Origin of the sequence: Riemerella columbina DSM 16469, assembly GCF_000374405.1 — a bacterium.
GTDB lineage: Bacteria > Bacteroidota > Bacteroidia > Flavobacteriales > Weeksellaceae > Riemerella > Riemerella columbina.
The window spans coordinates 56,803-80,352 of record NZ_KB894240.1 but is presented as its reverse complement, the minus strand read 5'-3'; the positions used below and the strand labels follow the sequence as shown (position 1 = coordinate 80,352).

General features: G+C 35.8%; 31 protein-coding genes and 1 tRNA gene. 28 read left to right on the top strand and 4 right to left on the bottom strand.

The features are described 5' to 3' along the window. Positions 1–159 precede the first annotated feature (159 nt). The 7 genes from C237_RS0107405 to arfB all read left to right on the top strand — a co-directional run bounded on the left by C237_RS0107405 (position 160) and on the right by arfB (position 4,934). The gene (locus C237_RS0107405) at positions 160–1,605 is read left to right on the top strand and encodes a chloride channel protein (protein ID WP_018675866.1); all 1,446 of its coding nucleotides are present in this window, start codon (positions 160–162) and stop codon (positions 1,603–1,605) included. A 67-nt stretch (positions 1,606–1,672) separates the two neighbouring features. Beyond that, positions 1,673–2,014, top strand: coding sequence for a 30S ribosomal protein S6 (gene rpsF / locus C237_RS0107400; RefSeq protein WP_018675865.1), 342 nt, complete (start codon positions 1,673–1,675; stop codon positions 2,012–2,014). Between the two features lie 26 nt (positions 2,015–2,040). Next, positions 2,041–2,343 (top strand): 30S ribosomal protein S18, encoded by a 303-nt coding sequence (gene rpsR, locus C237_RS0107395; protein ID WP_018675864.1) that lies wholly within the window; start codon positions 2,041–2,043, stop codon positions 2,341–2,343. Positions 2,344–2,475: 132 nt separating this feature from the next. Next, positions 2,476–3,006 carry a 50S ribosomal protein L9 gene (gene rplI / locus C237_RS0107390; RefSeq protein ID WP_018675863.1) on the top strand — a complete coding sequence of 177 codons (531 nt, stop codon included), beginning with the start codon at positions 2,476–2,478 and terminating at the stop codon, positions 3,004–3,006. A gap of 163 nt (positions 3,007–3,169) precedes the next feature. Beyond that, complete coding sequence (trxB, locus tag C237_RS0107385) at positions 3,170–4,117, top strand: thioredoxin-disulfide reductase (protein WP_018675862.1); 948 nt, start codon at positions 3,170–3,172, stop codon at positions 4,115–4,117. A gap of 31 nt (positions 4,118–4,148) precedes the next feature. Beyond that, the gene (gene crcB / locus C237_RS0107380) at positions 4,149–4,523 is read left to right on the top strand and encodes a fluoride efflux transporter CrcB (RefSeq protein ID WP_018675861.1); all 375 of its coding nucleotides are present in this window, start codon (positions 4,149–4,151) and stop codon (positions 4,521–4,523) included. Between the two features lie 18 nt (positions 4,524–4,541). Further along, a complete protein-coding gene (gene arfB, locus C237_RS0107375; RefSeq protein ID WP_018675860.1) occupies positions 4,542–4,934 on the top strand; it encodes an alternative ribosome rescue aminoacyl-tRNA hydrolase ArfB in 393 nt (130 codons plus the stop codon). Here the strand turns inward: arfB and C237_RS0107370 are convergent. The 3 genes from C237_RS0107370 to C237_RS0107360 are packed head-to-tail and all read right to left on the bottom strand — an operon-like array spanning position 4,931 to position 7,808. Then, positions 4,931–6,223 carry an aldehyde dehydrogenase family protein gene (locus tag C237_RS0107370; RefSeq protein WP_018675859.1) on the bottom strand — a complete coding sequence of 431 codons (1,293 nt, stop codon included), beginning with the start codon at positions 6,221–6,223 and terminating at the stop codon, positions 4,931–4,933. The genes arfB and C237_RS0107370 overlap by 4 nt on opposite strands. 18 nt (positions 6,224–6,241) lie before the next feature. Beyond that, positions 6,242–7,174: a formimidoylglutamase gene (gene hutG, locus C237_RS0107365; RefSeq protein ID WP_018675858.1), complete on the bottom strand. Its 933-nt coding sequence runs from the start codon at positions 7,172–7,174 to the stop codon at positions 6,242–6,244. Positions 7,175–7,229: 55 nt separating this feature from the next. Further along, the gene (locus C237_RS0107360) at positions 7,230–7,808 is read right to left on the bottom strand and encodes a HupE/UreJ family protein (RefSeq protein WP_018675857.1); all 579 of its coding nucleotides are present in this window, start codon (positions 7,806–7,808) and stop codon (positions 7,230–7,232) included. 64 nt (positions 7,809–7,872) lie between these two features. On the opposite strand from C237_RS0107360, the gene C237_RS0107355 reads away from it, so the two are divergent. The 8 genes from C237_RS0107355 to C237_RS0107315 all read left to right on the top strand — a co-directional run bounded on the left by C237_RS0107355 (position 7,873) and on the right by C237_RS0107315 (position 12,864). Next, positions 7,873–8,379: a DUF6702 family protein gene (locus C237_RS0107355; RefSeq protein WP_018675856.1), complete on the top strand. Its 507-nt coding sequence runs from the start codon at positions 7,873–7,875 to the stop codon at positions 8,377–8,379. Between the two features lie 196 nt (positions 8,380–8,575). Beyond that, positions 8,576–9,019 (top strand): 6-carboxytetrahydropterin synthase QueD, encoded by a 444-nt coding sequence (gene queD, locus C237_RS0107345; RefSeq protein ID WP_018675855.1) that lies wholly within the window; start codon positions 8,576–8,578, stop codon positions 9,017–9,019. 12 nt (positions 9,020–9,031) lie between these two features. Next, positions 9,032–9,796 carry a UDP-2,3-diacylglucosamine diphosphatase gene (locus C237_RS0107340; protein WP_018675854.1) on the top strand — a complete coding sequence of 255 codons (765 nt, stop codon included), beginning with the start codon at positions 9,032–9,034 and terminating at the stop codon, positions 9,794–9,796. After that, on the top strand, positions 9,797–10,477 hold the full coding sequence (locus tag C237_RS0107335) for an HD domain-containing protein (RefSeq protein ID WP_018675853.1): 681 nt from the start codon (positions 9,797–9,799) through the stop codon (positions 10,475–10,477). Positions 10,478–10,491: 14 nt separating this feature from the next. Then, positions 10,492–11,082, top strand: a complete 591-nt coding sequence (locus tag C237_RS0107330; protein WP_018675852.1) for a hypothetical protein — start codon at positions 10,492–10,494, stop codon at positions 11,080–11,082. A 57-nt stretch (positions 11,083–11,139) separates the two neighbouring features. Beyond that, positions 11,140–11,210: transfer RNA gene (locus C237_RS0107325), tRNA-Cys, on the top strand. Between the two features lie 117 nt (positions 11,211–11,327). Then, positions 11,328–11,747 carry a DUF2147 domain-containing protein gene (locus C237_RS0107320; protein WP_026315560.1) on the top strand — a complete coding sequence of 140 codons (420 nt, stop codon included), beginning with the start codon at positions 11,328–11,330 and terminating at the stop codon, positions 11,745–11,747. A 136-nt stretch (positions 11,748–11,883) separates the two neighbouring features. After that, positions 11,884–12,864, top strand: coding sequence for a pyruvate dehydrogenase complex E1 component subunit beta (locus tag C237_RS0107315; protein WP_018675850.1), 981 nt, complete (start codon positions 11,884–11,886; stop codon positions 12,862–12,864). 72 nt (positions 12,865–12,936) lie between these two features. Here C237_RS0107315 and C237_RS0107310 read toward each other — a convergent pair whose 3' ends face one another. Then, positions 12,937–13,620, bottom strand: coding sequence for a zinc metallopeptidase (locus C237_RS0107310; RefSeq protein WP_018675849.1), 684 nt, complete (start codon positions 13,618–13,620; stop codon positions 12,937–12,939). A gap of 91 nt (positions 13,621–13,711) precedes the next feature. Here C237_RS0107310 and C237_RS0107305 point away from each other — a divergent pair, with 91 nt between their 5' ends. From C237_RS0107305 to C237_RS0107245, 13 genes are all read left to right on the top strand, one after another. Beyond that, positions 13,712–14,842 (top strand): GNAT family N-acetyltransferase, encoded by a 1,131-nt coding sequence (locus tag C237_RS0107305; protein ID WP_018675848.1) that lies wholly within the window; start codon positions 13,712–13,714, stop codon positions 14,840–14,842. Between the two features lie 9 nt (positions 14,843–14,851). Next, a complete protein-coding gene (locus C237_RS14725) occupies positions 14,852–15,028 on the top strand; it encodes a hypothetical protein (protein ID WP_018675847.1) in 177 nt (58 codons plus the stop codon). Positions 15,029–15,199: 171 nt separating this feature from the next. Beyond that, positions 15,200–15,565, top strand: coding sequence for an NADH-quinone oxidoreductase subunit A (locus tag C237_RS0107295; RefSeq protein WP_018675846.1), 366 nt, complete (start codon positions 15,200–15,202; stop codon positions 15,563–15,565). Positions 15,566–15,592: 27 nt separating this feature from the next. After that, positions 15,593–16,150, top strand: a complete 558-nt coding sequence (locus C237_RS0107290) for an NADH-quinone oxidoreductase subunit B (RefSeq protein ID WP_018675845.1) — start codon at positions 15,593–15,595, stop codon at positions 16,148–16,150. A gap of 43 nt (positions 16,151–16,193) precedes the next feature. Then, positions 16,194–16,688: an NADH-quinone oxidoreductase subunit C gene (locus tag C237_RS0107285; protein ID WP_018675844.1), complete on the top strand. Its 495-nt coding sequence runs from the start codon at positions 16,194–16,196 to the stop codon at positions 16,686–16,688. 54 nt (positions 16,689–16,742) lie between these two features. Continuing rightward, complete coding sequence (locus C237_RS0107280; protein WP_026315559.1) at positions 16,743–17,966, top strand: NADH-quinone oxidoreductase subunit D; 1,224 nt, start codon at positions 16,743–16,745, stop codon at positions 17,964–17,966. Positions 17,967–18,049: 83 nt separating this feature from the next. Continuing rightward, positions 18,050–18,559 (top strand): NADH-quinone oxidoreductase subunit NuoE family protein, encoded by a 510-nt coding sequence (locus tag C237_RS0107275; RefSeq protein WP_018675842.1) that lies wholly within the window; start codon positions 18,050–18,052, stop codon positions 18,557–18,559. Between the two features lie 13 nt (positions 18,560–18,572). Continuing rightward, entirely contained in the window at positions 18,573–19,922 is a 1,350-nt protein-coding gene (gene nuoF, locus C237_RS0107270) for an NADH-quinone oxidoreductase subunit NuoF (protein WP_018675841.1), read from the top strand. A gap of 66 nt (positions 19,923–19,988) precedes the next feature. Further along, positions 19,989–20,708 carry a sporulation delaying protein family toxin gene (locus tag C237_RS0107265; protein WP_018675840.1) on the top strand — a complete coding sequence of 240 codons (720 nt, stop codon included), beginning with the start codon at positions 19,989–19,991 and terminating at the stop codon, positions 20,706–20,708. A 7-nt stretch (positions 20,709–20,715) separates the two neighbouring features. After that, positions 20,716–21,231, top strand: a complete 516-nt coding sequence (locus C237_RS0107260; RefSeq protein WP_169584746.1) for an SdpA family antimicrobial peptide system protein — start codon at positions 20,716–20,718, stop codon at positions 21,229–21,231. Continuing rightward, positions 21,209–22,084 carry a hypothetical protein gene (locus C237_RS0107255; protein WP_018675838.1) on the top strand — a complete coding sequence of 292 codons (876 nt, stop codon included), beginning with the start codon at positions 21,209–21,211 and terminating at the stop codon, positions 22,082–22,084. Before C237_RS0107260 ends, C237_RS0107255 begins: the two co-directional genes overlap by 23 nt. Beyond that, a complete protein-coding gene (locus C237_RS0107250; protein WP_018675837.1) occupies positions 22,077–22,553 on the top strand; it encodes a hypothetical protein in 477 nt (158 codons plus the stop codon). Before C237_RS0107255 ends, C237_RS0107250 begins: the two co-directional genes overlap by 8 nt. A gap of 144 nt (positions 22,554–22,697) precedes the next feature. Beyond that, positions 22,698–23,513 (top strand): hypothetical protein, encoded by an 816-nt coding sequence (locus tag C237_RS0107245; RefSeq protein WP_018675836.1) that lies wholly within the window; start codon positions 22,698–22,700, stop codon positions 23,511–23,513. The last annotated feature ends 37 nt before the right edge of the window (positions 23,514–23,550 follow it).

The window sequence follows — 23,550 nt, the reverse complement described above, 5'->3', positions numbered from 1 at the left end:
AAATGTAAGTTTTTTATAGAAAACTGAAGCTAATTTTTTTGATGAGGATAATTTTACGAATTAACCAATAAAATCAAGTTTTTATCGGACTCAATTGATCTAAAATTGATAACTTTGCATATCATTAAATAAAAACTAACCGTGTCCTAAAGATACCCCATGAAAAAAGCTCTGTCTTACCTAAGATTTCGTCTTAAACATCTATTTGATGGTATTCAAAATGAACGCTTAAAATACAATCTTCTTCAGGCGATTCCTTTTTGGTTTGCTTCGTTACTTACGGGGATTGTAGCCGTACTTTATGCCAGATTATTTGAATGGGGGGAGCATTTATTATTCAAATTGTTAGGATGTCAATCTTGGTTAATTTTCATTATAGCGCCCATAGGATTTGTTTTGTCTTGGTGGTTGGTACAGCGCTATGCCCCTTATGCTAAGGGTAGTGGGATTCCGCAGGTTATGGCATCGGTTAATTTAGCCAATCCTAAAGAGCGAAGAAAAATAAAACATTTGCTGAGTATTAAAATAGTGTTGGTAAAAATAGCCTCTAGTATTGTGTTGGTGATTGGTGGTGGAGCGATTGGTAGAGAAGGGCCTACCATCCAAATTGCGGGGTCTATATTCCGTTTTGTAAACCAAATATTACCTAAATGGTGGCCTAAGATTTCTATTAAAAATATGATTATGACGGGTGCTGCGGCAGGGCTTTCGGCAGCGTTTAATACCCCGTTGGGGGGAATTGTTTTCGCCGTAGAAGAATTGGCAAAAACCCATATGAATTATTTTAAAACTGCGCTGTTTACAGCGGTAATCGTGGCGGGTCTTACAGCACAAACCTTTGCTGGGTCTTACTTATATTTAGGCTATCCTAAAACTAATGATATCAGTATCGGTATTATTTTTCCTGTGATTTTGGTGGCGTTTCTATGTGGTTTAATGAGTAGCAAACTGTCTAAACTAATGCTGGCAATTAATCAATTCAAAGCCAAACTTGGGCGAAAAAACCAAATTTTATTTTTAGTTGGAAGCGCATTCGTTATCGCCAGTTTAGCCTACTTTGTCAATCAGGAAATTTTAGGTTCTGGTAAAGGCTTAATGGAAAACTTGCTGTTTTCAAACAATAAATCCCAATCTTGGTATATGCCTATTTTCAGAATGGTTGGACCTGCATTATCCTTTACAAGTGGTGGGGCAGGAGGTATTTTTGCGCCTGCCTTGAGTGCTGGGGCAAGTTGTGGGGCATTTTTGTCTGATATTATGAACTTAACAAAAAATGAAACCAATGTGATTATCCTTGCGGGCATGGTGGCATTCCTTACAGGGATTACTAGAGCGCCATTTACTTCAGCGATATTGGTGTTGGAAATGACGGATAGACATTCATTAATATTTTACCTTATGCTTTCTGGTATGATTTCCTCATTGGCTGCGTTATTCATTAGCAGACATTCGCTATACGATGAGTTAAGTGAGGCGTATTTGAAAGATATAGAACAAAAAACTAAAAGCCTTAGAGCCCATAAGACAAAAGTCAATTTATCTGATTTGGGTAAGAAAGCTGATGAAAACTCTGTATTTCCCGATCCATCAAGAAAACCAGATTAAAAGATTGCATATTTCGCAAAAAATATTTACTTTTGCAGACTTAAAATAATAATTAATATTTAACATTATGAACAATTACGAAACTGTTTTCATTTTAACTCCCGTTCTGTCTGATGCTCAGGTGGAGGAAGCAGTGAAAAAATTTGAAGATCTATTGAAAGATCAGAAGTGTGAAATCGTTGCCAAGGAAAATTGGGGACTTAAGAAATTGGCGTATCCAATTCAATTGAAGAAAAATGGGTTCTATACTCTAATTGAATTCAAAGGAGAAGGTACCGTAGTGGCTGATTTAGAATTAGCATTCAAGCGTGACGAAAGAGTATTGCGTTACTTAACGACTAAATTGGACAAGCACGCCGTAGAATATGCTGAGAAAAGAAGAGCCAAACTTAAATCTCAAAAATCTTAATTTTAACCTTTAAAAACATTACAATTATGGCAATAGATGAAATGGCACAACAAGCCGCACAAGGTGGAGAGTCAGAAGTAAAATATCTTACACCAATTGATATCAATACTAAATCGGATAAAAAATTCTGTAGATTTAAAAAATACGGTATTAAATATGTAGATTATAAAGATGCTGATTTCTTACTTCAGTTCGTAAACGAACAAGGTAAAATTTTACCAAGAAGATATACAGGAACTTCTTTAAAATACCAAAGAAAAGTATCTGCAGCAATCAAAAGAGCAAGACATCTTGCGTTGATGCCGTATGTAGCAGACTTACTTAAATAAAAAAAATAGCAGTAGGCTATTGTGTATACTATTATAGAATAGACAAAAGTTGCTGAATTTAATAACAATTCTAACTGTTTTAGTTGGTGGGAATAGTTCCCAATTCTAAAACCTAAAAAAGGACAACAACAAATGGAAATTATCTTAAAAAAAGATGTAGAAAACTTAGGACTTGAGTTTGATACTGTAGATGTAAAGCCAGGTTACGCGCGTAATTTTTTATTACCACAAGGCTATGCTGTATTGGCAACACCTAAAAACAAAGCGGCTCTAGCAGAGACTTTAGAAGCTAGAAAAGAGGAAGAAGCAAAATTAGTTGCTGCCGCTCAAAAAATTGTAGACCAATTGAAAAAGACTTCGGTAACTATCGCTACTAAAGTAGGTGCTGGAGATAAATTATTTGGTTCTATCAATAATGCCAACCTTTCTGAAGCTTTGGCTAAAGAAGGCGTAGAGGTAGATAAAAAATACATCAAAATCCCTGGGAACACTATTAAGAGAACAGGTAAATTCTCAGCGAAAATCCGTCTACACAGAGAAGTGGAGCATGATTTCGATTTCGATGTAGTTTCTGATGCACCTGTAGAGGCGGCACCTAAAAAACCAGAAGCTAAGAAAGAAGAGGCTAAAGTAGAAGATACTAACGCTGAAGAACAAGCTTAATCTTAAAGATTTATAAGTTTATATTATGGCTTTCAGAATTTTTCTGAGAGCCATATTTTATGAATATAGAGCCTATCAATCCAAATGATAGGATTTCGCATCGATGAAAGGATTAAAAAGTCAAAAAAAATTCCGAAATTAGCCCCTTTAAATATACAAGATTATGGAAGAACAAAATATTTTAGATTGTGTGATTATCGGCTCTGGACCTGCAGGCTATACCGCGGCGATTTATGCGGCTAGAGCAGACCTTAAACCTGAATTGTTTACCGGACTAGAACCTGGTGGACAATTAACGACCACCACAGAAGTGGAGAATTTCCCAGGCTATCCTAATGGTATTACGGGACCAGAAATGATGATGGACTTACAAAAACAAGCCGAACGATTTGAAACAAAAATACACTACGAAATGATTTCCTCGGTAGAGTTTTCTAAGGAAGTGGGAGGGGTACATAAGATTTCTACGGGAAGCAGAGAGATTTTCGCCAAAACAGTTATTATCTCAACGGGGGCTACGGCTAAATACCTAGGATTAGATGATGAGAAAAAATATTCTGGGGGTGGAGTGTCCGCTTGTGCCACTTGCGACGGTTTTTTCTATAAAGGTAAAGATGTGATTGTAGTAGGTGCGGGAGATACCGCGGCAGAAGAGGCAACTTATCTTTCTAATATTTGTAATAAAGTGACTATGCTGGTGCGTAAAGATTTCTTTAGAGCGTCTAAAGTAATGGAGCAACGCGTAGAAAACACGCCTAATATCGAAGTGCTATTCAACCATGAGTTAATTGGTATAAAAGGTGATAATAATTTGGTTGAAAAGGCGGTGGTCATTAACAATAAAACGCAGGAAACTTCTGAAATTGATGTGCATGGCATCTTTATCGCGATTGGTCATAAGCCTAACACAGATTTGTTTAAGGGGCAGTTGGATTTAGACGAAAATGGCTATATCATTACAAAAGGTAAATCTTCTAAAACCAACCTTCCAGGGGTATTTGCTGCGGGAGATGTTCAAGACCATATTTATAGACAAGCGATTACGGCAGCAGGCAGTGGCTGTATGGCAGCGATGGATGCAGAACGCTATTTAGGAGAACTTAAAGCCTAAAATGATTTTTAACATTCTGATTTAAAGAAATATGAATGCGATAGTTTACCTTTATATATTCATTGGGGGAGGCTTGGGAAGCCTATTGCGTTTTGCGATTTCTTATTACACCGCCCAATGGATTAAATGGAATGCATTGCCTTTGGGAACGCTATTGGCGAACCTTATGGGATGTTTTCTTATTGGGGGCTTTTCATCCTATTTCTTTAAATCAGAAAGTTTATACCTAAAGTTTTTATTCATCACAGGGTTCTGTGGAGGCTTTACCACTTTTTCTACTTTTTCTTATGAAAATGTGGTATTGTGGCAAAATCAGCAGTATACAACTTTGGCTATTTATATTTTGCTGAGTGTAGGATTAGGATTTCTGGCAACGATTTTAGGACTTCAATTATTTAAAGATTAATCCTAGAAACTATTGCAAATGAAACCTTTTATTTCTGAATTGAAATATAAAACCTCACGAAGCGGTGGCGCTGGCGGGCAGAATGTCAATAAAGTAGAAACCGCGGTAACTGTGCAGTGGGAGGTAGCAACTTCACAATTTTTTAATGATGAAGAAAAACAGCGGATTTTAAAAAAGCTGAAGCCTAGAATCAATAGTGAAGGGGTTTTACAACTAACTTCTACAGAAGCCCGAACGCAACTTCAGAATAAAACGATAGCCACAGAGCGTTTGTTTACAATGGTCGCACAAGCCTTGATTATCCCCAAGAAAAGGAAAAAAACAAAGCCCTCAAAAGCACAAAAAGAAAAGCGATTGAAGGCTAAGAAAATATTATCTGACAAAAAGCAGAATCGAAAGTTTAGAATTTAACTTTTACTACCTCGGATGGTTTTAGGGTAGGTAAATTCCTTTAGTGCATCTATGGATAGTTCTGTTCCGTATCCTGATTTTTTAGCACCGCCAAAAGGCAATCGTGCATCGGATTTCGTCATAGAATTAATGGCGACAGTTCCAGAATCTAAATCTCTGGCGAACTTCATGGCTTTCTCAGTATTTTCTGTCCATACGGCATTGCCCAACCCATAGGGAATATCGTTAGCAAGTTCTAATGCATGAGCATCGTCTTTTGCAATAAGCACCATACCCAATGGTCCAAATAATTCTTCTTCCAAAATGGGATTACCCTTCTCTACCTCAATAAGTCCAGGAATATAGGCTCTTTCGGACACTCTTTCTAGGGGAAGAATTACTTTTGCCCCGTGTTCTATTGCTTTTTCGTATTGTTTGTAAAGTTCATCGGCGAGGTCGGCTCTCGCCATTTCAGAAAATGTTGTAGCCTTATCGAAAGGGTTGGCAGGTTGGTAGGTTTTATATTCTTTAATAAAGGCATCTAAAAACGCTGTTTTAATATTCTGATGAACGATAAAACGCTTTGCAGCAACACAAGTTTGACCACAATTCTGAAGCCTTGCTAAGGCACCCACTTGAGCGGCCTTTTCAATATTAGCCTCTTCTAAAACGATAAAAGCATCGCTGCCACCCAGTTCCAATACGGATTTTTTTATTTCTCTTCCTGCGATACTCGCTACGCTACTTCCTGCGGCTTCACTTCCAGTTAGGCTTACCCCTTGAACTGCAGGATGCTTTAAAATGGTTTCGATGTCTTTATGGCTTACTTTTAAATGTTGAAAAATGCCTTTAGGAAATCCAGCGTCTAAAAAAGCGTTCTCTATTGCATCGCCACTTTTAGTACAAATAGAAGCGTGTTTCATCACTACCGTATTTCCAGCTAAAATCGTAGGCACTGCAAATCTTAAGGCTTGCCAAAAGGGATAGTTCCATGGCATAACCCCCAAAATCACGCCCATTGGGGTGGGGTGGACTTCGCTAATATCGGTACCAGAATCTATGGTTTTTACTTCTAGAGGATTTTTTATGGTGGCATAGAAATCAATCATTCCAGCAGATTTTTCAACCTCAGAAATGGCTTGGCTGATGGGTTTATTCATTTCAGAAGTAATGATATTTCCAAAAGTTTCTTTATGCGCTTCAACGATTTTAGCAAGTTGTTTAAATAAAGATTGTCGCTCCTCAAACGAAGTGGTTTTCCAGTGTTTAAAAGTTTGATAAGCGTGATCTATAGAAGTTTGTATTGACATAATAATTTGTTTTTGATGCTATGCATCGTTAGGATTAATCATGAACCATTCATTAATCAAAGACCCTGCCAGCCGTGCCGTTCTGTCCTGAATATCGTAGGTAGGATTTACTTCTGCCACATCTAAAGCTATTAATTTTTCACTCTTTAGAATATGTTTATAGAAATGAAGAAATGCACTATCTGCAAAAATGCCATTGTATGCCAAAGCACTAACGCCAGGGGCTATCGACGCATTAAACACATCCATACAAATGGTAAGGTACAGCACCTCTACCGAGTCTATCAACTCATTAATTTCTGTATAGACTTTTGGGAGGTTTTCAAAAAATAACTCTTCGGACAAAATGTACTTCATACCATTTTGGTGGGCATCATCAAATAATTTTAGTGTATTACTATTGCGCTGAATACCGATATGTAAAGATTGCCAATTTTCGTCTTGTGCAATTTGCCAAAACCCTGTGCCAGAAGTTGCTCCCTCATCGTTAGGTGTTCTATTATCAAAATGAGCATCAATATTAATAATGCCAATTTTTTTGTTTGGAAAGGCTTGTCTAATACCAGAATAATGGGCAAAGGTAATCTCGTGTCCGCCACCTAAAACAATGGACTTAGCTCCTTTTGATAAAGCGGAAGATACACCAGTTGCTAATTGATTTTGCGCTTGCTCAAGATGACCATTTTCGCAATAGATATTTCCGAAATCTAAAAGTTTTAACTCAGGATTTACGACGGGAAAATTGGCCATGTTTTTTCGTATCACATCTGGGGCTTCTTTAGCACCCACTCTACCTTTGTTGCGGCGAACACCTTCATCTACGGCGAATCCATGTATCACAAAGTCGTTAGGTTTTAAATTTTGATAAGTCGGATGGGTGTCAACCCTTTGAAATAATCTATGGTATAAAGGATGCTCACCATCAAAACGCCCAGTCCAAATAGCTGTCATAAACATTAATTTTTGTAGCGTAAAGGTAGTGAAAAACTTATAAGGATTAAAATATTTAAAACGGCAAGCGTTCCAGCGCCATTTGTAGGGCTAGGGCAAAAACTGCTGATGAGGTAAACATAATCCAATCGCGGCGGGGTACTCTAAGGATAGAGGTCGCGATAAGGTATATCAGCATAATGATGATGACCGCCACAATCTGACCTAATTCTAGCCCAATATTAAATCCTAAAAGTGGTACAAAAATACTCTGTTCTTTAGCGAGCATGATTCTGACACTATTGGCAAACCCCATCCCATGGATAAATCCAAAAAATAAGGCTAAAATATAATTGATGGTCACCAGTTTCTGAGGTTTATTTTTCATAATAATATTATCAAACGCTGTGATGACAATAGTGCAAGGAATCAGAAACTCGATCCAAGCGGTACTAAATCTAATAATATCTAAAGAACTTAAAGCCAAAGTAAGCGAATGCCCTATGGTAAATGCTGTAACTAAAACCAACAATTTTTTTAAATCTCGAAAAGTATATACTGCCACCAAAGCCAAGATAAATAATTGATGGTCTAAAGCATCCATACTGATGATGTGTTCCCAACCTAAGTTTAAATAAAATAAAAAGTCGTCCATTGTTTTTAGTTTTTCACTGCGAGTATACAAAATTTATTTTACTTTTGTGTTAAATTCTTGGGCAATGAAATTAAAAAGCTTATTATTTTTTATCCTATGTTTAGCGTTTATTAAGATTGAGGCAAAGGACAAGCACCCGTATCATGTGGGTTCAATAGACATTCACTATAATGCTAAAACCGAACGATTTGAAATTATTGGTAAGTTTTTTATTGATGATATGGAAAATGCCATCAACAAAAAATATAAGACAACATTACAATTTTTAAATGCCCAACAGAAACCTGCAATGCAAAATAAAATGGCGGATTATTTTGGCAAACATTTCAAACTAAAAGTCAATCAGCAGTGGTTAGAAGTCAAATTTTTGGGGTATGAAGAAGACAATGAAGTAGTAAATGTTTATATGGAAAGCCAGAAAATAGAGAGTCCCAAAACAGTAGAAGTTGCTCTTAATGCAATCTATAACCTCTTTACCGACCAAGCCAATATCGTACATATTACTATTGATAGCGTGCGAAAAAGTTCTAAATTGGATTACCCTAACTATTATCTTGTACAAAAATTTTAATGTTGATGTTTTGTGCGAGTACCATTGCGTGAGGGATAGAGGCGGCCTCCTTTTTTGAGGAGGTACGACGAAAAAAAGATAGAGCTGAAAGCCCGACCCGAGCCGTGGCTTTAGCGTTGGCGAGGGACATGCCCAAATCTTAAAAATATAAAAAGAGCATACGCTAGGGTCTGCAAAAAATGGTTATCTTTGCTCTATGATTAGGATTACAAAAATATTTACTTTTGAAACGGCACATGTCCTGTACAACTACGATGGGAAGTGTAAAAATATGCATGGGCATTCCTATAAGTTGTTTGTCACGGTAAAAGGAACACCGATTGATGATTTGAACCACCCTAAAAATGGAATGGTAGTGGATTTTGGCGATATCAAAACAATTGTAAAAGAGGAAGTAGTAGAAGTTTGGGACCATGCGGTGCTTCTTAATGCGCAGTCGCCACACCAAGATTTGGGTAAGGATTTGGAAGCGCAAGGGCATAAGGTGATTTTCTGTGATTTTCAGCCGACTTGTGAGAATATGCTCTATGCTATTGCAGAAAAAATTCAAAAACGACTACCAAAAACCGTGACTTTAGCCTATCTAAAACTTCACGAAACCGAAAACTCTTATGGCGAATGGTTTGCAGAGGATAATTAAAATGTGTGAAGTATGATAACTATCAATTTGCCTTCCAATAAAAAAGTTTATTTTGCTTCCGACCAACATTTTGGTGCGCCGTCGCCTAAAGAAAGTAAGGTACGAGAGCAAAAATTTATCCAATGGCTAGACGAAATAAAAATGGATGCCCATACTTTATTCTTAATGGGCGACTTATTCGATTTCTGGCACGAATGGAAGTATGTGGTACCTAAAGGTTTTGTAAGGGTTTTGGGGAAAATTGCTGAGCTAAAAGATAGCGGGATAGAGATTTATTTTTTTGTAGGCAATCATGATTTATGGATGCGTGATTATTTTGAAACCGAATTGCAAATCCCTGTGTTTTTTGAAAAACGCTATGCCACCATTAATGGAAAACAATTTTTATTAGCACATGGTGATGGTTTAGGTCCTGGGGATAAAGGGTTTAAGCGCATGAAAAAACTATTTACCAATCCTCTAGCACAATGGGCGTTCCGATGGTTGCACCCTGATATCAGTATGAAATTGGCGCTTCATCTTTCGCAAAAAAATAAGATGATAAGTGGGGAAGAGGATAAAACCTTTCTCGGTGAAGATAAAGAGTTCCTAATTCTCTATTCCAAAGAAAAACTAAAAACAGAAGCCATTGATTATTTTGTATATGGACATCGGCATTTACCAATGATTTTGGATTTGAACGCGCATTCTCAATATGTTAATCTTGGCGATTGGATTTCTTATTTTACTTATGGCGTATTTGATGGCGCTACATTTGAACTAAAAACTTACCATTAAATGCCTTATACCAATACATTAATTGATGACACGATAACTTTTGTAAAGCAACAGCTCCAAGATGCTGAGGCAGGACACGATTGGTCTCATATCCAGCGGGTGTATCACATGGCAGATGCTTTAGCGATAAAGGAACACGCCAATCGAGAGATTGTAGCATTGTCTGCATTGCTTCATGATATTGCCGACCCTAAGTTTCACAATGGGGATGAGAGCCTTGCACCGAAAATCATTAAAGAATTTCTAAACGCTCATAAAGTAACACACAATATAATTGATGAGGTGCTTTATGTTGTAACGCATCTATCCTTTAAAAACCATCAAGCCTTTCCTAACAACCCTTCGATAGAATTGCAAGTGGTGCAAGATGCAGATCGATTGGATGCTATTGGGGCTATTGGCGTGGCGAGAGCGTTTAATTTTGGTGGGTTTAAAAATAATCTCATGTACCATCCCGATATAAAACCTCAAACCCATTTCGATAAAGACACTTATAAAAAATCTCAAGGGACTACCATTAACCATTTCTACGAAAAACTTTTATTGCTTAAGGATAAAATGAATACTACTGCTGGGAAAGCTATGGCAGAAAGACGCCATCAGTTTATGTTGACTTTTTTAGATGAGTTTTATCAAGATTGGTATACTAAAGATGCAGACGAATCTGTATCTTTGCCCTAAATTTTACTCATACTATGGAATCTTTTGTGCTGATACTTTTTATATTATTGCTTTTATCCTTACCAGCATCGGTGCTTGGGAAGGGGTATTTTAAAGGTAAATTGTTGATATATAGAAATATCGTTACGGGATTAGCATTGGTGTTTTTTAGTTATTGGCTGTTTAAAAGTAGCGTGGTAAAACCTTTGGCAGATGGTTTGGCATTGCAGTTGGTCAATAAACACTCCGAGCCGATGGATTTTTATAGTATAGAAGTGTATGGTGAGAAAAATAATAACACTTATCAAGTTCAGCATTTAGGTGATATTCGTCCAGAGCATTATCGTGTAGAATACCTTAGTTTAAAGGAAACTAATGAGTTTTGGCTGATAGGCTATTCTAAAAAAAAGGTGGCGTACTTTACCCAGCATGTGATATTGAATAAAAATGAAGACTGCTATATAGAGGCGGCTAACTATCTAAACCAAAGTACCAAACTATCTCTATTGGCTAATAAAGAAGTGCAAACTTACAAAAAGAATAATAGCCGAGATGCTGTTTGGGTTGTCCTCAGTTTACTGATTGTGGTCATCAACTTAATTTTATTTTTTAGAAAACGCAAATAAAGTTGAGCTAAAATTTTTTACATTAAATAAAAGTGCTTATATTTGCACTCGCAAAATGGTTCCGTGGCCGAGCGGCTAGGCAGAGGTCTGCAAAACCTTGTACAGCGGTTCGAATCCGCTCGGAACCTCTAGAAATAACCCTATCTTTGATAGGGTTATTTTTTTATGTTGTATAAATAATTGCCAAAATGCTTGCCTATATAAAATATTTTTATATCTTTACTTCAAATTAAAATATGATTAATATGAAAAAATTAGGATTAATGTTCGCCACATTGCTGATGAGCGCAATGTCTTACGCACAAGTAGAAGGCAAATGGAAAACAATAGACGATGAAACGGGGAAAGCAAAATCCATCGTGGAAATTTTTAAGAAATCAGATGGGAAATACTATGGAAAGGTAGTTCAATTATTAATTAAACCTGCCGACCCTAATTGCTCTGCTTGCAAAGACGATAGAAAAAACCAGCCTATCTTAGGAATGGAAGTCATTAGAGGACTTAAAAAAGATGGTAAAGAATTTGATGGTGGTACCATTACCGACCCTAAAACGGGTAAAGTTTACAAGTGTTCTGCTAAAAGAAACGGGAATAATTTAGATGTAAGAGGTTATGTTGGTTTTTCTTTATTGGGGCGTACACAAACTTGGAAAAAAGTAGACTAGAGAATTTTAATTCTAATCGAATTGAAAGCGATGCTAATATTTAGTGTCGCTTTTTTTATTGCACAACCCTTAAAAAGTGCGTTTTTTTCTTTGAATAAAATTAATTAAATTTGCACCATACAATATTTATACTATAATGAAAGAATATACATTTCGTGAAGTGATCGCTCAAGCCATGAGTGAGGAAATGCGTAAAGACGAATCAATCTACTTAATCGGAGAAGAAGTTGCAGAATACAACGGGGCTTATAAGGCATCTAAAGGGATGTTAGATGAGTTTGGAGCGAAAAGAGTTATTGATGCGCCAATTGCAGAAGGTGGTTTTGCGGGGATTTCTGTGGGAGCTGCTATGAACGGCAACCGCCCGATTGTAGAATTTATGACCTTTAACTTTTCTTTGGTAGCGATTGATCAAATTATTAATAATGCTGCCAAAATGTTTCAGATGAGCGGTGGACAGTGGAATATTCCTATTGTATTTCGTGGGCCTACGGGGTCGGCGGGTCAGTTAGGGGCTACCCACTCACAAGCATTTGAAAGTTGGTATGCCAATTGTCCTGGACTAAAAGTGGTAGTGCCATCTAATCCTTATGATGCCAAAGGGCTTTTAAAAACAGCAATTCAAGATAATGATCCTGTGATTTTTATGGAGTCTGAGCAGATGTATGGCGACAAAATGGAAATTCCAGAAGAAGAATATTATATTCCTATCGGTAAAGCCGATATTAAGAGAGAAGGTAAAGATGTGACTTTGGTATCATTCGGTAAGATTATGAAATTGGCACTTCAAGCGGCTGAGGAGTTATCATCCGAAGGAATTTCTGTGGAAGTGATAGACCTAAGAACGGTGCGTCCACTAGACTATGATACGATTTTAGAATCAGTGAAGAAAACCAATCGTTTAGTCGTGTTAGAAGAAGCGTGGCCATTTGGTTCTGTAGCTTCAGAAATTACTTATATGGTACAACAAAAAGCATTTGATTTCCTAGATGCACCAATCAAGAGAATTACAACGCCAGATGCACCAGCACCATATTCGGCAGCACTATTTGCTGAGTGGTTCCCAAAATTGGAAAAAGTAAAATCAGAAATTAAAAATGCAATGTATGTTAAATAAAGCATTGGATTTATAAAAATAAAATTGCTCTCTAATTTTAGAGAGCAATTTTTTTATGAATGATATTTTGATTTAATCTCGTCTGTTCAGCATTGAGGCAAAGTAAATCAATTGTGCTAATGAACCAATAGCCGCTACTACATAAGTTCTGGCAGCCCATTTTAAGGCATCTGCTGAACCTTTGTATTCATTAGGAGTAACGGTGTTCGTTGATTTTAGCCATTTTAATGCTCTGTTGCTGGCATCGTATTCTACAGGAAGCGTTACAAATGCAAATAGAGTAGTCACAGCAAATAAAGCGACACCAATTGCTAATAATATTTTATTACCGCTATAAATCATTACCATAATTCCTGCCATCAATATAAATTGATTCAATCTTGAAGCAATACTCACTATAGGAACCATTTTAGAACGCAGTTGAAGCATAGAGTAACCAACAGCGTGTTGCACGGCGTGTCCGCATTCATGGGCAGCTACGGCAGCGGCGGCGGCATTGTGTTGCATATAAACCGCTTCCGAAAGGTTGACTGTTTTATTCGTAGGGTTATAATGGTCGGTCAGTTGTCCAGGGGTTGAAATCACTTGTACATCGTAGATGTTATGGTCTCTGAGCATTTTTTCCGCCACTTCTTTTCCAGATAGTCCATTGCTGAGGTGGACTTTAGAGTAATGTTCAAATTTAGATTTCAATCTAGAAGATACGAACCAACTGGCAAGCATAATGGCGCCAATCAGGATATAATAAGTTCCCATAATTCAATAATATTTATATTTTTCAACTTTAGTTTAAGAAAAAAATATGCCAAACATTTTTATAGTATCTTTGCATAGAAAATAGTACAAGATGGCAGAAATTCAAATAAAAAAAGTGGAAAGTGATAAGGGTTTATTGGCGTTTATCCAATTTCCTAACCGTCTATATAAAGATAATCCGTATTATGTTCCCCCGTTGATTAATGATGAAAAAAACATTTGGAATCCCCATGAAAATCCTGCATTGGCGTATTCGGAAGCCGAGCAATATTTGGCATTGCGGAATGGGGAGGTTGTTGGGCGTATCGCACTGATGGTTAATCATAAAGAAGCAGAAGAATTAGGCATCAAAAAACTACGTTTTGGTTGGTTGGATTTTATTGAAGACCCTAAAGTAGCAGAAGCGTTAATGAATAAAGCCATAGCGGTGGCAAAGGCTAAAAATTTACCTAAGTTAGAAGGGCCAATGGGATTTACCAACTTAGATAAAGCAGGGATGCTTACCCAAGGCTTTGATAAAATTGCCACCATGATTGGAATTTACAATCATGACTATTATCCTAAATACCTTGAAGATTTAGGATTTAAAAAAGAAAAGGAATGGGTAGAATTTGAAATCAATTTCCCTGAAACTTTACCAGAAAAAGTCACGAAATTTAGTCGTTTAATTGCTGAAAAATACAAACTTAAAGTTTTAAAATTTAAAAGTAAAAAAGATATTCTGCCTTTGGTAGATGCTATGTTTAAATTATTGGACGAGACTTATAAAAATCTATCCACTTATACACCGATTACAGACGAACAAATTAAAACTTATAAAGAAAAATACTTTGGTTTTATAGATAAAGATTATATCATTTGTATAGAGGACGAACAGCATGATTTGGTGGCCTTTGCCATTACGATGCCGTCGTATTCCAAAGCTTTGCAAAAGGCTAATGGTAAGTTGTTTCCTTTCGGGTGGTGGCATTTTTTAAGAGCAGGAAAAAAGAATGATAGAGCCAATTTTTATTTGATAGGCATTCGTCCAGATTATCAGCGTAGAGGGGTCACCGCTATTATTTTTGAGGAAATTTATAAAGTCTTTAGAAAAAAAGGTGTTCGATTTTTAGAAACCAATCCCGAACTTGAAGAAAATAAAAATATCCAATTGCTTTGGCAGGACTACAATCCTATAAATCATAAGAGAAGAAGGACTTACGCTAAAGAAATAACGCTATAAAATAGATTTATGAAAAAGCAACTGTACATTTATATTGCCCTTATAGCTTTGTTTGTGATTTACAATGTGTTTTTTCGGGTAGCCGATACACACCTCAATACCATTATCAATATTCTATTTTCTAGTGGCTTGTTTTTGTATTTAGCCTATATTGCTTTTGTGATGCTTAAAAAAATGAAAAAGTAGCAATTATAGAAAGGCATAAGAATTGATATTTAATATAAGACCTTTGTAGAAAACTATTTAAAACGATTCTAAATTGAGGTTTATAAAGATGATTTAAGCCCAAAAGCCCCCTCAATTTTATGGATTTAGTTTATAATTTATTAGTTTTGCAAGTCAAAGAATTGATTAGAAATGAGTATTCCAGAAAATTATATTCCAATTTTAATACAAGCTGCGGTAGGGATTGGCTTTGTATTGGTGTCTTTAGTGGCATCGCACTATTTAGGGCCACGTTTAAATGGGGGTGTTAAAGATGATGCCTTCGAATGTGGTATTGAAAATGAAGGGGATGCAAGAACACCATTCTCTGTTAAATATTTCCTTACAGCGATTTTATTTGTTCTTTTCGATATAGAAATTGTGTTTTTCTATCCTTATGCAGTCAATTTCAGAGAGTTCGGTTTAGAGGGCTTTTTGGCAGTGCTTACCTTTGTAGCGGTATTCTTTATAGGTTTTTTCTATGTCCTTAAAAGAGGTGCGTTAGATTGGGATAAATAATAACTTTTTAAAAATTAAAATAAATCAATGTCTAATACAAAACCAACTATAAAAACAGATGCTGCGGCACCTCCAGGCTATTCTGGTGAGGGCTTTTTCGCAACTAAATTAAGCAGTCTTATCGGTATGGCGCGTTCTTATTCGCTATGGCCATTGCCGTTTGCGACTTCGTGTTGTGGTATCGAGTTTATGGCAATGATGATGCCGACTTACGACCTTGCGAGATTTGGTGCCGAAAGGATGTCCTTTTCACCAAGACAAGCCGATTGTTTGTTGGTCTGTGGTACCATTTCTAAAAAACTTGCGCCTGTATTGAAGCAAGTCTATTCTCAAATGGCAGAACCGAAATGGGTAATTGCTGTAGGTGCGTGTGCAAGTAGTGGTGGTATTTTTGATACTTATTCTGTATTGCAAGGGATTGATAGAGTGATTCCTGTAGATGTCTATGTGCCAGGATGTCCGCCAAGGCCAGAGCAAATTCTTGAAGGTTTTATGCAAGTGCAAGCCTTAGCTGAAAGCGAAAGTTTGAGAAGAAGAGATTTGCCAGAGTATAAGGCATTATTAGAAAGTTATGATGTTAAATAAGATGATGTTAATTTTAAAATTGAATATCATCAAATAGAAAATTATGGATAATAGTTTTGTTTTAGAAGCCATTAATAGAGAATTCCCAGAAGCGGTATTGTATGCTTCGGAGCCTTATGGACTTTTAACATTAGAAATAAAAAAAGAAGAGATTAAAAAAGTGATTCATCACCTTAAAGAATCTTCGCTAGAGATGCACTTCCTAACCGATATTTGCGGGGTACACTATCCTAGTGTAGCAGGTAAAGAGTTGGGGGTGGTCTACCATTTACACAATATGAAAACGAATTTTAGAATTCGTTTAAAAACCTTTGTTTCTGAAGAAAATCCAGAAGTAGATAGCATTACCGATTTGTATGCTGGTGCTAACTGGATGGAAAGAGAAACTTATGACTTTTACGGGATTAATTTTAAAGGACACCCAGATTTAAGAATTATCTTAAATGATACCGAACTCGGCTATCACCCTATGCTAAAGCAATACCGTTTGGAAGATGCTACCAGAGAGGACAAAGATGATAAAATGTTCGGTAGATAACCTGTGGAATTTAAAACTTAAGTGTTTAAATTTCAATATCTTAAAAAAGATGATATGAAAGACAACGAATTATCTAATATACTTCAGCATTACGAAAGTAATGAACAGATTGATGGACAATTGTATACCCTCAATTTAGGACCTACGCATCCCGCTACACACGGTATTTTTCAAAATATCTTAACGATGGACGGGGAGCGTATTTTGCACTCTGAACAAACGGTAGGCTATATCCATAGAGCCTTTGAAAAAATTTCCGAAAGAAGAAATTATGCTCAGATTACAACCCTTACCGATAGATTAAACTATTGTTCGGCACCTATTAATAATTTGGGGTGGCATATGACGGTAGAAAAACTCATCGGTTGCAAAGTGCCAAAGCGTGTAGATTATATGCGTATCATCATTATGGAATTGGCAAGAATAGCCGACCATTTGGTGTGCAATGGAGTAATTGGGGTAGATACGGGAGCGCTTACTGGATTTACTTATGTATTCCAAGATAGAGAGCGTATCTATGAAATGTACGAACAAGTTTGTGGTGCTAGAATGACGACCAATATCGGTAGAATTGGAGGTTTTGAAAGAGATTTTTCACCTAAGTTCCACGAGTTGATTAAGGATTTTATTAAAAATTTTCCGAAGCGTTTCCAAGAATTTTGCGATTTGATGGAGCGTAACAGAATCTTTATGGATAGAACCATTGGTGCTGGACCTATTTCTGCAGAGCGTGCTTTGAGTTATAGTTTTACAGGACCTAATTTGCGTGCTGCGGGAGTAGACTATGATGTGAGAGTAGCGCAACCATATTCATCTTATGATGATTTTGATTTTATTATTCCAATTGGTACGGCGGGAGATACTTACGACCGTTTTATGGTAAGACAACAGGAAATATGGGAGAGTTATAAGTTGGTAAAGAATGCTTATGAAAACCTTCCAGAAGGCGATTACCATGCGGATGTGCCAGACTTTTATCTTCCAGAAAAAGCGGATGTTTATACCAAAATGGAAGCTTTAATCTATCACTTTAAAATTGTGATGGGTGAGCAAGATGTGCCAAAAGGAGAAGTTTACAACTGTGTAGAAGGAGGGAATGGCGAGTTAGGATTTTATTTGATTAGTGATGGCGGTAGAACGCCTTACAGGTTGCATTTTAGACGACCATGTTTTATTTACTATCAAGCCTATCCAGAAATGATTAAAGGGTCTATGATTTCCGACGCTATTATCACCATGAGTAGTATGAATGTGATTGCAGGAGAGCTAGACGCGTAAGTGGTACAGTGGATACAATAATTTAAAGAATATTAAATATGGTGCAGTGCTTAGCACTAATGCCATGACAATACAATAAACAAATGAGCGAAACCATTGCTTTTAAACCAGAAACCTTAGAAAAGGTTCATGAAATTATCGCAAGATATCCAGAAGGCAGACAAAAGTCGGCATTGATTCCCGTTTTGCATATCGCACAAAAGGAATTTGGTGGGTGGCTTTCTGTTCCCGTTATGGATTATGTGGCAGAAGTATTAGACATAAAACCTATCGAGGTGTATGAGGTGGCAACATTTTATACCATGTTTAATATGAAGCCTGTGGGAAAGTATGTTCTTGAAGTATGTAGAACAGGACCTTGTATGCTCAACGGAAGTGAGGATATTTTGAATCATATCCGAACCACCCTTAATATAAAGGATGGCGAAACCACCGCTGATGGATTGTTTACCTTGAAACCTGCGGAATGCTTAGGTGCGTGTGGCTATGCACCAATGATGCAGCTGGGTAAATTTTATCACGAACATTTAACCAAAGAAAAAGTAGATGAAATCCTTGATTTATGTAGACAAGGTGCCATCGCTTTAGATTAATATCAATAGTATAATGAGTAAAAAACTTTTACTTAAAGACGCACATATAGAAGGCATTCGCCACTTTGATGTTTACCGTAAACAAGGCGGTTACAAAGCAGCGGAGAAAGCCTTAAAAATGACACCCGAAGAAATCTTAGACGAAGTAAAAACCTCTGGACTTAGAGGGCGAGGTGGTGCAGGTTTCCCTACAGGACTCAAGTGGAGTTTCTTAGCGAAACCCGAAGGTGTACCAAGACACTTGGTAGTTAATGCCGATGAGTCCGAACCTGGAACATTCAAAGACCGTTATTTAATGGAATTTATCCCTCATCTTTTAATTGAGGGAATGCTCATTTCATCCTATTGCTTAGGCTCTAATACCTCTTACATCTACATCCGTGGGGAGTATGCATGGATTCCAGATATTTTAGAGGACGCCATAGCTGAAGCTAAAAAAGCAGGATTTTTAGGAAAAAATATTTTAGACTCAGGCTTTGATTTGGAAATCTATGTACAGAGAGGTGGAGGGGCTTATATCTGTGGAGAAGAAACTGCCCTATTAGAATCCCTAGAAGGTAAAAGAGGAAATCCGAGATTGAAACCACCATTCCCTGCGGTTAAAGGTCTATGGGAAAGACCAACGGTGGTGAATAATGTGGAATCCATCGCAGCGGTAGTGCCGATTATTAATATTACAGGTGCCGAATATGCCAAAATTGGTGTAGGGCGTTCCACAGGGACTAAACTTATTTCTGCTTGCGGAAACATCAATAAACCAGGAGTTTACGAAATTGATATGACCATAACGGTAGAAGAGTTTATCTATTCTGATGAATACTGTGGCGGTATCCCGAATGGTAAGCGCTTAAAGGCTTGTATTCCGGGAGGTAGCTCCGTACCGATTGTTCCTGCCAACTTATTGCTAAGAACCATTGATGGTAAACCAAGATATATGAATTATGAATCCCTTTCAGAAGGCGGTTTCGCTACGGGAACCATGATGGGGTCTGGAGGGTTTATCGTTTTAGATGAAGACCAATCTGTGGTAGAGCATACGATGACTTTGGCGCGTTTTTACAACCACGAAAGCTGTGGGCAGTGTACCCCCTGCCGTGAAGGTACAGGCTGGATGTATAGAATCTTAAAGAAAATAGTCTCTGGAAAAGGTGAAATGTCCGATATTGATTTGCTTTGGGATATCCAAAGAAAAATTGAAGGTAATACCATCTGTCCGTTAGGAGATGCCGCAGCATGGCCAGTAGCCGCAGCAATTCGTCACTTTAGAGATGAATTTGAATGGTATGTGAAAAATCCAGAATTGGCACAAACTCAAAAATATGGTTTAGGAAACTATGCTGATCCTATTCCTTTGGTAAAGTAAAAGAGATGCTCTTATTTCTCAAAGAGATGTGTAAAATGAATTAATAATAAACAAAAAAATTAAGTTATGAAATTTTACAGAGAACTGACAAAAAACAGAGTGTTTATCAGTTTACTAACAATAGTTTTTATATTAGTAAGTTGCAACAGGGATAGTGACGATATCAACAATAGATTTGATTTTACTGGTGAGGAAATATTTAAAGGGATTTTTTTTCAAGAAGGCAAATTTGTTGATAGGGTACAATCTTTATCTGATATTAGTAGAGATGCAATAGTTTTATCTCCTGAAATGGAAAAAGATAAACAATTATTGATAAACGATGTTATTCAGAATATAAATAATAAAAATCCTTATTTTTTTGAAAATTTTAAAAAGGATATTAAAAGTGGAAATTATATTAAAATAGAGAATGCTATAAATCATGGATCAGATGAGCTGTTAAAAAGTCTTTTAATCTCCAAAAAATACGGTAACTCAATCAGAGAAGCTCTCATTTTGACAGAAAAAATAGATTTTACTACTTTTGATTTTAATAATGAGGATGATTTAAAAAAAATACAACAATATTTTACAGATGAAATAGAACAAACTATTTTAGTTGTAGCGGCAGCTGTTGCTTTTGTTGTAGCGGCTGTTGTTTGGGAAGCGGCAGGATTAGTTAATGTGGTCGCGGCAGTTACCTTTCATTATAAAGCATGGGCGACTTCTTTAGAAAAGTTCAATAAACAAAAAATTTCAAAAGAATATTTAGTTACGGATATTGCTAATGTATTTAAAAAATAAAAAATTATTGGATTTAGTTGCTTATACAATAATATTTTTTATTTGTTATATTGTGTTTGCATCTACTTTTGCCAAGGAAAGTGCTATAAGGTTACCTTTTGAGTATAAGCAAACTAACAAGTATTTGCTTCAACAAGGATGGGCTTTTTTCACTAGAGACCCAAGAGAGTTTTCTGTTAATTTATATGAGGTAGACTCAAACAATAATGTCGTTAAAAATAAAATGATAAAACCCAATACACATTACTCTAACTTGTTTGGTCTGTCAAGAAAGTCAAGAAGTATGGGACAAGAATTGTCCTTTATATTATCAAGTATAAACCATAATTATTGGAGAACTGCAAGTTCTGTTGATGAAATTTCTTTGAAGGATGAATTCCTGATTCGTATATCTAATCCTTCAATTAAATATTTCAAAGGAAATTATGTTGTCATCAAGGAAAAAAGAGTCCCTTGGGTTTACTATAAAAATAATCAAAAATTTAAATATGATATAGAATATGTCTTTATCTCTACTCAATAATGAATCTAAGGTTATTAACTTTGATATCACTAATGGGCATATTTTACCATTGGTCAGGTTCTTTTTGGCTTTTAGTTTTTTGATTACATTATTATGTAATGCTTATGATGATTTATTTCCCATTGAGATTATATCAAATTATTCTCCAAATGTTTTTTTTGAAAAAATAAATTTTTTCTATGTTTTAAGGTATAATAAAATATTGTGTTATTTACTAAGTATCTCCATATTGTTAATTACGATGTTTGGCTTTTTTCCTTTTATAACAGGAATTCTGCAATGGTATTTAATATTTAGTTTTGTAAATATATCTGCTGTTGTGGATGGGGGAGATCAAATAAATTCAATAATATGTTTTTTATTGATTCCGATTAACATATTAGATTTTCGATTAAATCAATGGAAATTGGAAAAAACAGTAAGATTGTGTAGTAAATTTGTTGGATATATATGTTATATGTTGATCAAAATTCAAGTTGCAATTGTTTATTTACACGCAAGTGTTGGTAAATTTGTTGTTCCAGAGTGGGCAGATGGAACTGCTATATATTATTGGTTGCAACATGAAATATATGGTTATGAGTATTGGGATACAATTTCCTTTATCTTCGGAAGTGCATTTTTAACTAGTGCTATTACTTGGGGGAGTGTTTTATTGGAATTATTCTTATTTTGTGCAATCTTTATGACACAGAAATACAAAAACTATCTTTTTGTACTAGGGATATTATTTCATTTTCTCATATTTTTGTTTTTAGGATTGTTTAGTTTTTTTTTAGTTATGGTAGGTGCGTTATTAATCTATTTATTACCTTTGTCACATCAAGTTATAAATTCAAATAAATATGTTTAAGGAAAAACAAAAATTTACTCAATATTGGTTATGGCTTCCATTATTAATTTTATTGTTAGCGATGTCATATAATGGAACCGCAGGAGGGACAAAGTGGTTATCAATACCACATATAGTGGGATTGATAGTTTATTTCGTTATTCTAATATTTATTTATAGTTTAACTTTGGAAATTGAAATTTCAGAAAGAGGGATTAAATACTCTTTTTTTCCGTTTGCAGGAGAAAAATATATAGAGTGGAAACAAATAAATTCTGTTAAGTTTATTAAGTATAATTCCTTTGAAGATTTTGGAGGCTATGGAGTAAGATATAATAGTAAAAAAAATATAGAAGCGTATAATGTAGGAGGAAGTTATGGTATACTCATTAATCAAAAATTATTACTGGGTATAAAAAATGAAGTAGATTTTAAATTATTTTTAGATAATAACAGCGATATAAAAAGTAATTTTGAATTAATTGAATAAGCTTTAGCTAAAGTCATTAAACTGATCGTAAAAATGCGAATGGGTAATTCTAAACTCAAATTGATAGGATAAAATATTAAGGAAAAATTATAATAATAAAGAATAAAATTTTCCATAAAGTAGGAAAAGATGTGAAACATAATTATGAAAAAACTATATGTGTTTTTATTGCTTTTATTTTATTTTTCGGGTATGAATGCTCAAGAAAAAGATATTTTTAGAAAAGGATCTATGATTCTTTTTTGGGGTTGGAATAGAGCTAAATATAGCAATTCGGATATTCACTTTAAAGGGCAAGATTATAATCTCCAATTGAATCAAGTTGTGGCGCATGATCGTCCTACGGATTTTAGTTTTAGAGATTATTTTCATCCTTTAAGAGTAACGATTCCGCAGACCAATACGCGTATCGGTTATTTCATAAAAGACAATGTGGCATTAGTTTTAGCCGTAGACCATATGAAATATGTTATGGATCAAGACCAGACGGTAGATGCTAGTGGTACAATTTCAAACCCTTATGCGTCGTATATTAAAGATGCTAAGGTAGACCTATCCGATGAGCAATTTTTAACTTTTGAGCATACCGATGGACTCAACTATGTGAATGTAGGGGCTGAAAAATACCAACCTTTAATTCAAAAGGATAAATTTGACCTCTATTGGGCGTATGGTGGTGGTGTAGGCGTGCTTTACCCTAAAACCAATGCTAAACTATTCGGTAACGAAAGAAGTGACCGTTTCCATATTGCTGGATTTGGTGCTGATGTAAGAACAAATATTAATGTGATATTTTGGAAACATCTCATTGCGAGGGTAGAAGTAAAATATGGCTATATCAATATGCCTGATATTAAAACAACACTCCGTAGTGAAGATACGGCGAGTCAAGATTTTATGTTTGGACAAATTAATTTTGGTATCGGATATGTGTTTGGTACTAAAAAGAATAAATTATAAAAATAATCAAGGCTTTTATTAAAGCGAATCATTATAA

What these genes read in the sequence shown, in the direction of transcription:
- C237_RS0107405 (WP_018675866.1), top strand. Translation starts at nt 160, where the DNA reads ATGAAAAAAGCTCTGTCTTACCTAAGATTTCGTCTTAAACATCTATTT.
- rpsF (WP_018675865.1), top strand. Translation starts at nt 1,673, where the DNA reads ATGAACAATTACGAAACTGTTTTCATTTTAACTCCCGTTCTGTCTGAT.
- rpsR (WP_018675864.1), top strand. Translation starts at nt 2,041, where the DNA reads ATGGCAATAGATGAAATGGCACAACAAGCCGCACAAGGTGGAGAGTCA.
- rplI (WP_018675863.1), top strand. Translation starts at nt 2,476, where the DNA reads ATGGAAATTATCTTAAAAAAAGATGTAGAAAACTTAGGACTTGAGTTT.
- trxB (WP_018675862.1), top strand. Translation starts at nt 3,170, where the DNA reads ATGGAAGAACAAAATATTTTAGATTGTGTGATTATCGGCTCTGGACCT.
- crcB (WP_018675861.1), top strand. Translation starts at nt 4,149, where the DNA reads ATGAATGCGATAGTTTACCTTTATATATTCATTGGGGGAGGCTTGGGA.
- arfB (WP_018675860.1), top strand. Translation starts at nt 4,542, where the DNA reads ATGAAACCTTTTATTTCTGAATTGAAATATAAAACCTCACGAAGCGGT.
- C237_RS0107370 (WP_018675859.1), bottom strand. Translation starts at nt 6,223, where the DNA reads ATGTCAATACAAACTTCTATAGATCACGCTTATCAAACTTTTAAACAC.
- hutG (WP_018675858.1), bottom strand. Translation starts at nt 7,174, where the DNA reads ATGACAGCTATTTGGACTGGGCGTTTTGATGGTGAGCATCCTTTATAC.
- C237_RS0107360 (WP_018675857.1), bottom strand. Translation starts at nt 7,808, where the DNA reads ATGGACGACTTTTTATTTTATTTAAACTTAGGTTGGGAACACATCATC.
- C237_RS0107355 (WP_018675856.1), top strand. Translation starts at nt 7,873, where the DNA reads ATGAAATTAAAAAGCTTATTATTTTTTATCCTATGTTTAGCGTTTATT.
- queD (WP_018675855.1), top strand. Translation starts at nt 8,576, where the DNA reads ATGATTAGGATTACAAAAATATTTACTTTTGAAACGGCACATGTCCTG.
- C237_RS0107340 (WP_018675854.1), top strand. Translation starts at nt 9,032, where the DNA reads ATGATAACTATCAATTTGCCTTCCAATAAAAAAGTTTATTTTGCTTCC.
- C237_RS0107335 (WP_018675853.1), top strand. Translation starts at nt 9,797, where the DNA reads ATGCCTTATACCAATACATTAATTGATGACACGATAACTTTTGTAAAG.
- C237_RS0107330 (WP_018675852.1), top strand. Translation starts at nt 10,492, where the DNA reads ATGGAATCTTTTGTGCTGATACTTTTTATATTATTGCTTTTATCCTTA.
- C237_RS0107320 (WP_026315560.1), top strand. Translation starts at nt 11,328, where the DNA reads ATGAAAAAATTAGGATTAATGTTCGCCACATTGCTGATGAGCGCAATG.
- C237_RS0107315 (WP_018675850.1), top strand. Translation starts at nt 11,884, where the DNA reads ATGAAAGAATATACATTTCGTGAAGTGATCGCTCAAGCCATGAGTGAG.
- C237_RS0107310 (WP_018675849.1), bottom strand. Translation starts at nt 13,620, where the DNA reads ATGGGAACTTATTATATCCTGATTGGCGCCATTATGCTTGCCAGTTGG.
- C237_RS0107305 (WP_018675848.1), top strand. Translation starts at nt 13,712, where the DNA reads ATGGCAGAAATTCAAATAAAAAAAGTGGAAAGTGATAAGGGTTTATTG.
- C237_RS14725 (WP_018675847.1), top strand. Translation starts at nt 14,852, where the DNA reads ATGAAAAAGCAACTGTACATTTATATTGCCCTTATAGCTTTGTTTGTG.
- C237_RS0107295 (WP_018675846.1), top strand. Translation starts at nt 15,200, where the DNA reads ATGAGTATTCCAGAAAATTATATTCCAATTTTAATACAAGCTGCGGTA.
- C237_RS0107290 (WP_018675845.1), top strand. Translation starts at nt 15,593, where the DNA reads ATGTCTAATACAAAACCAACTATAAAAACAGATGCTGCGGCACCTCCA.
- C237_RS0107285 (WP_018675844.1), top strand. Translation starts at nt 16,194, where the DNA reads ATGGATAATAGTTTTGTTTTAGAAGCCATTAATAGAGAATTCCCAGAA.
- C237_RS0107280 (WP_026315559.1), top strand. Translation starts at nt 16,743, where the DNA reads ATGAAAGACAACGAATTATCTAATATACTTCAGCATTACGAAAGTAAT.
- C237_RS0107275 (WP_018675842.1), top strand. Translation starts at nt 18,050, where the DNA reads ATGAGCGAAACCATTGCTTTTAAACCAGAAACCTTAGAAAAGGTTCAT.
- nuoF (WP_018675841.1), top strand. Translation starts at nt 18,573, where the DNA reads ATGAGTAAAAAACTTTTACTTAAAGACGCACATATAGAAGGCATTCGC.
- C237_RS0107265 (WP_018675840.1), top strand. Translation starts at nt 19,989, where the DNA reads ATGAAATTTTACAGAGAACTGACAAAAAACAGAGTGTTTATCAGTTTA.
- C237_RS0107255 (WP_018675838.1), top strand. Translation starts at nt 21,209, where the DNA reads ATGTCTTTATCTCTACTCAATAATGAATCTAAGGTTATTAACTTTGAT.
- C237_RS0107250 (WP_018675837.1), top strand. Translation starts at nt 22,077, where the DNA reads ATGTTTAAGGAAAAACAAAAATTTACTCAATATTGGTTATGGCTTCCA.
- C237_RS0107245 (WP_018675836.1), top strand. Translation starts at nt 22,698, where the DNA reads ATGAAAAAACTATATGTGTTTTTATTGCTTTTATTTTATTTTTCGGGT.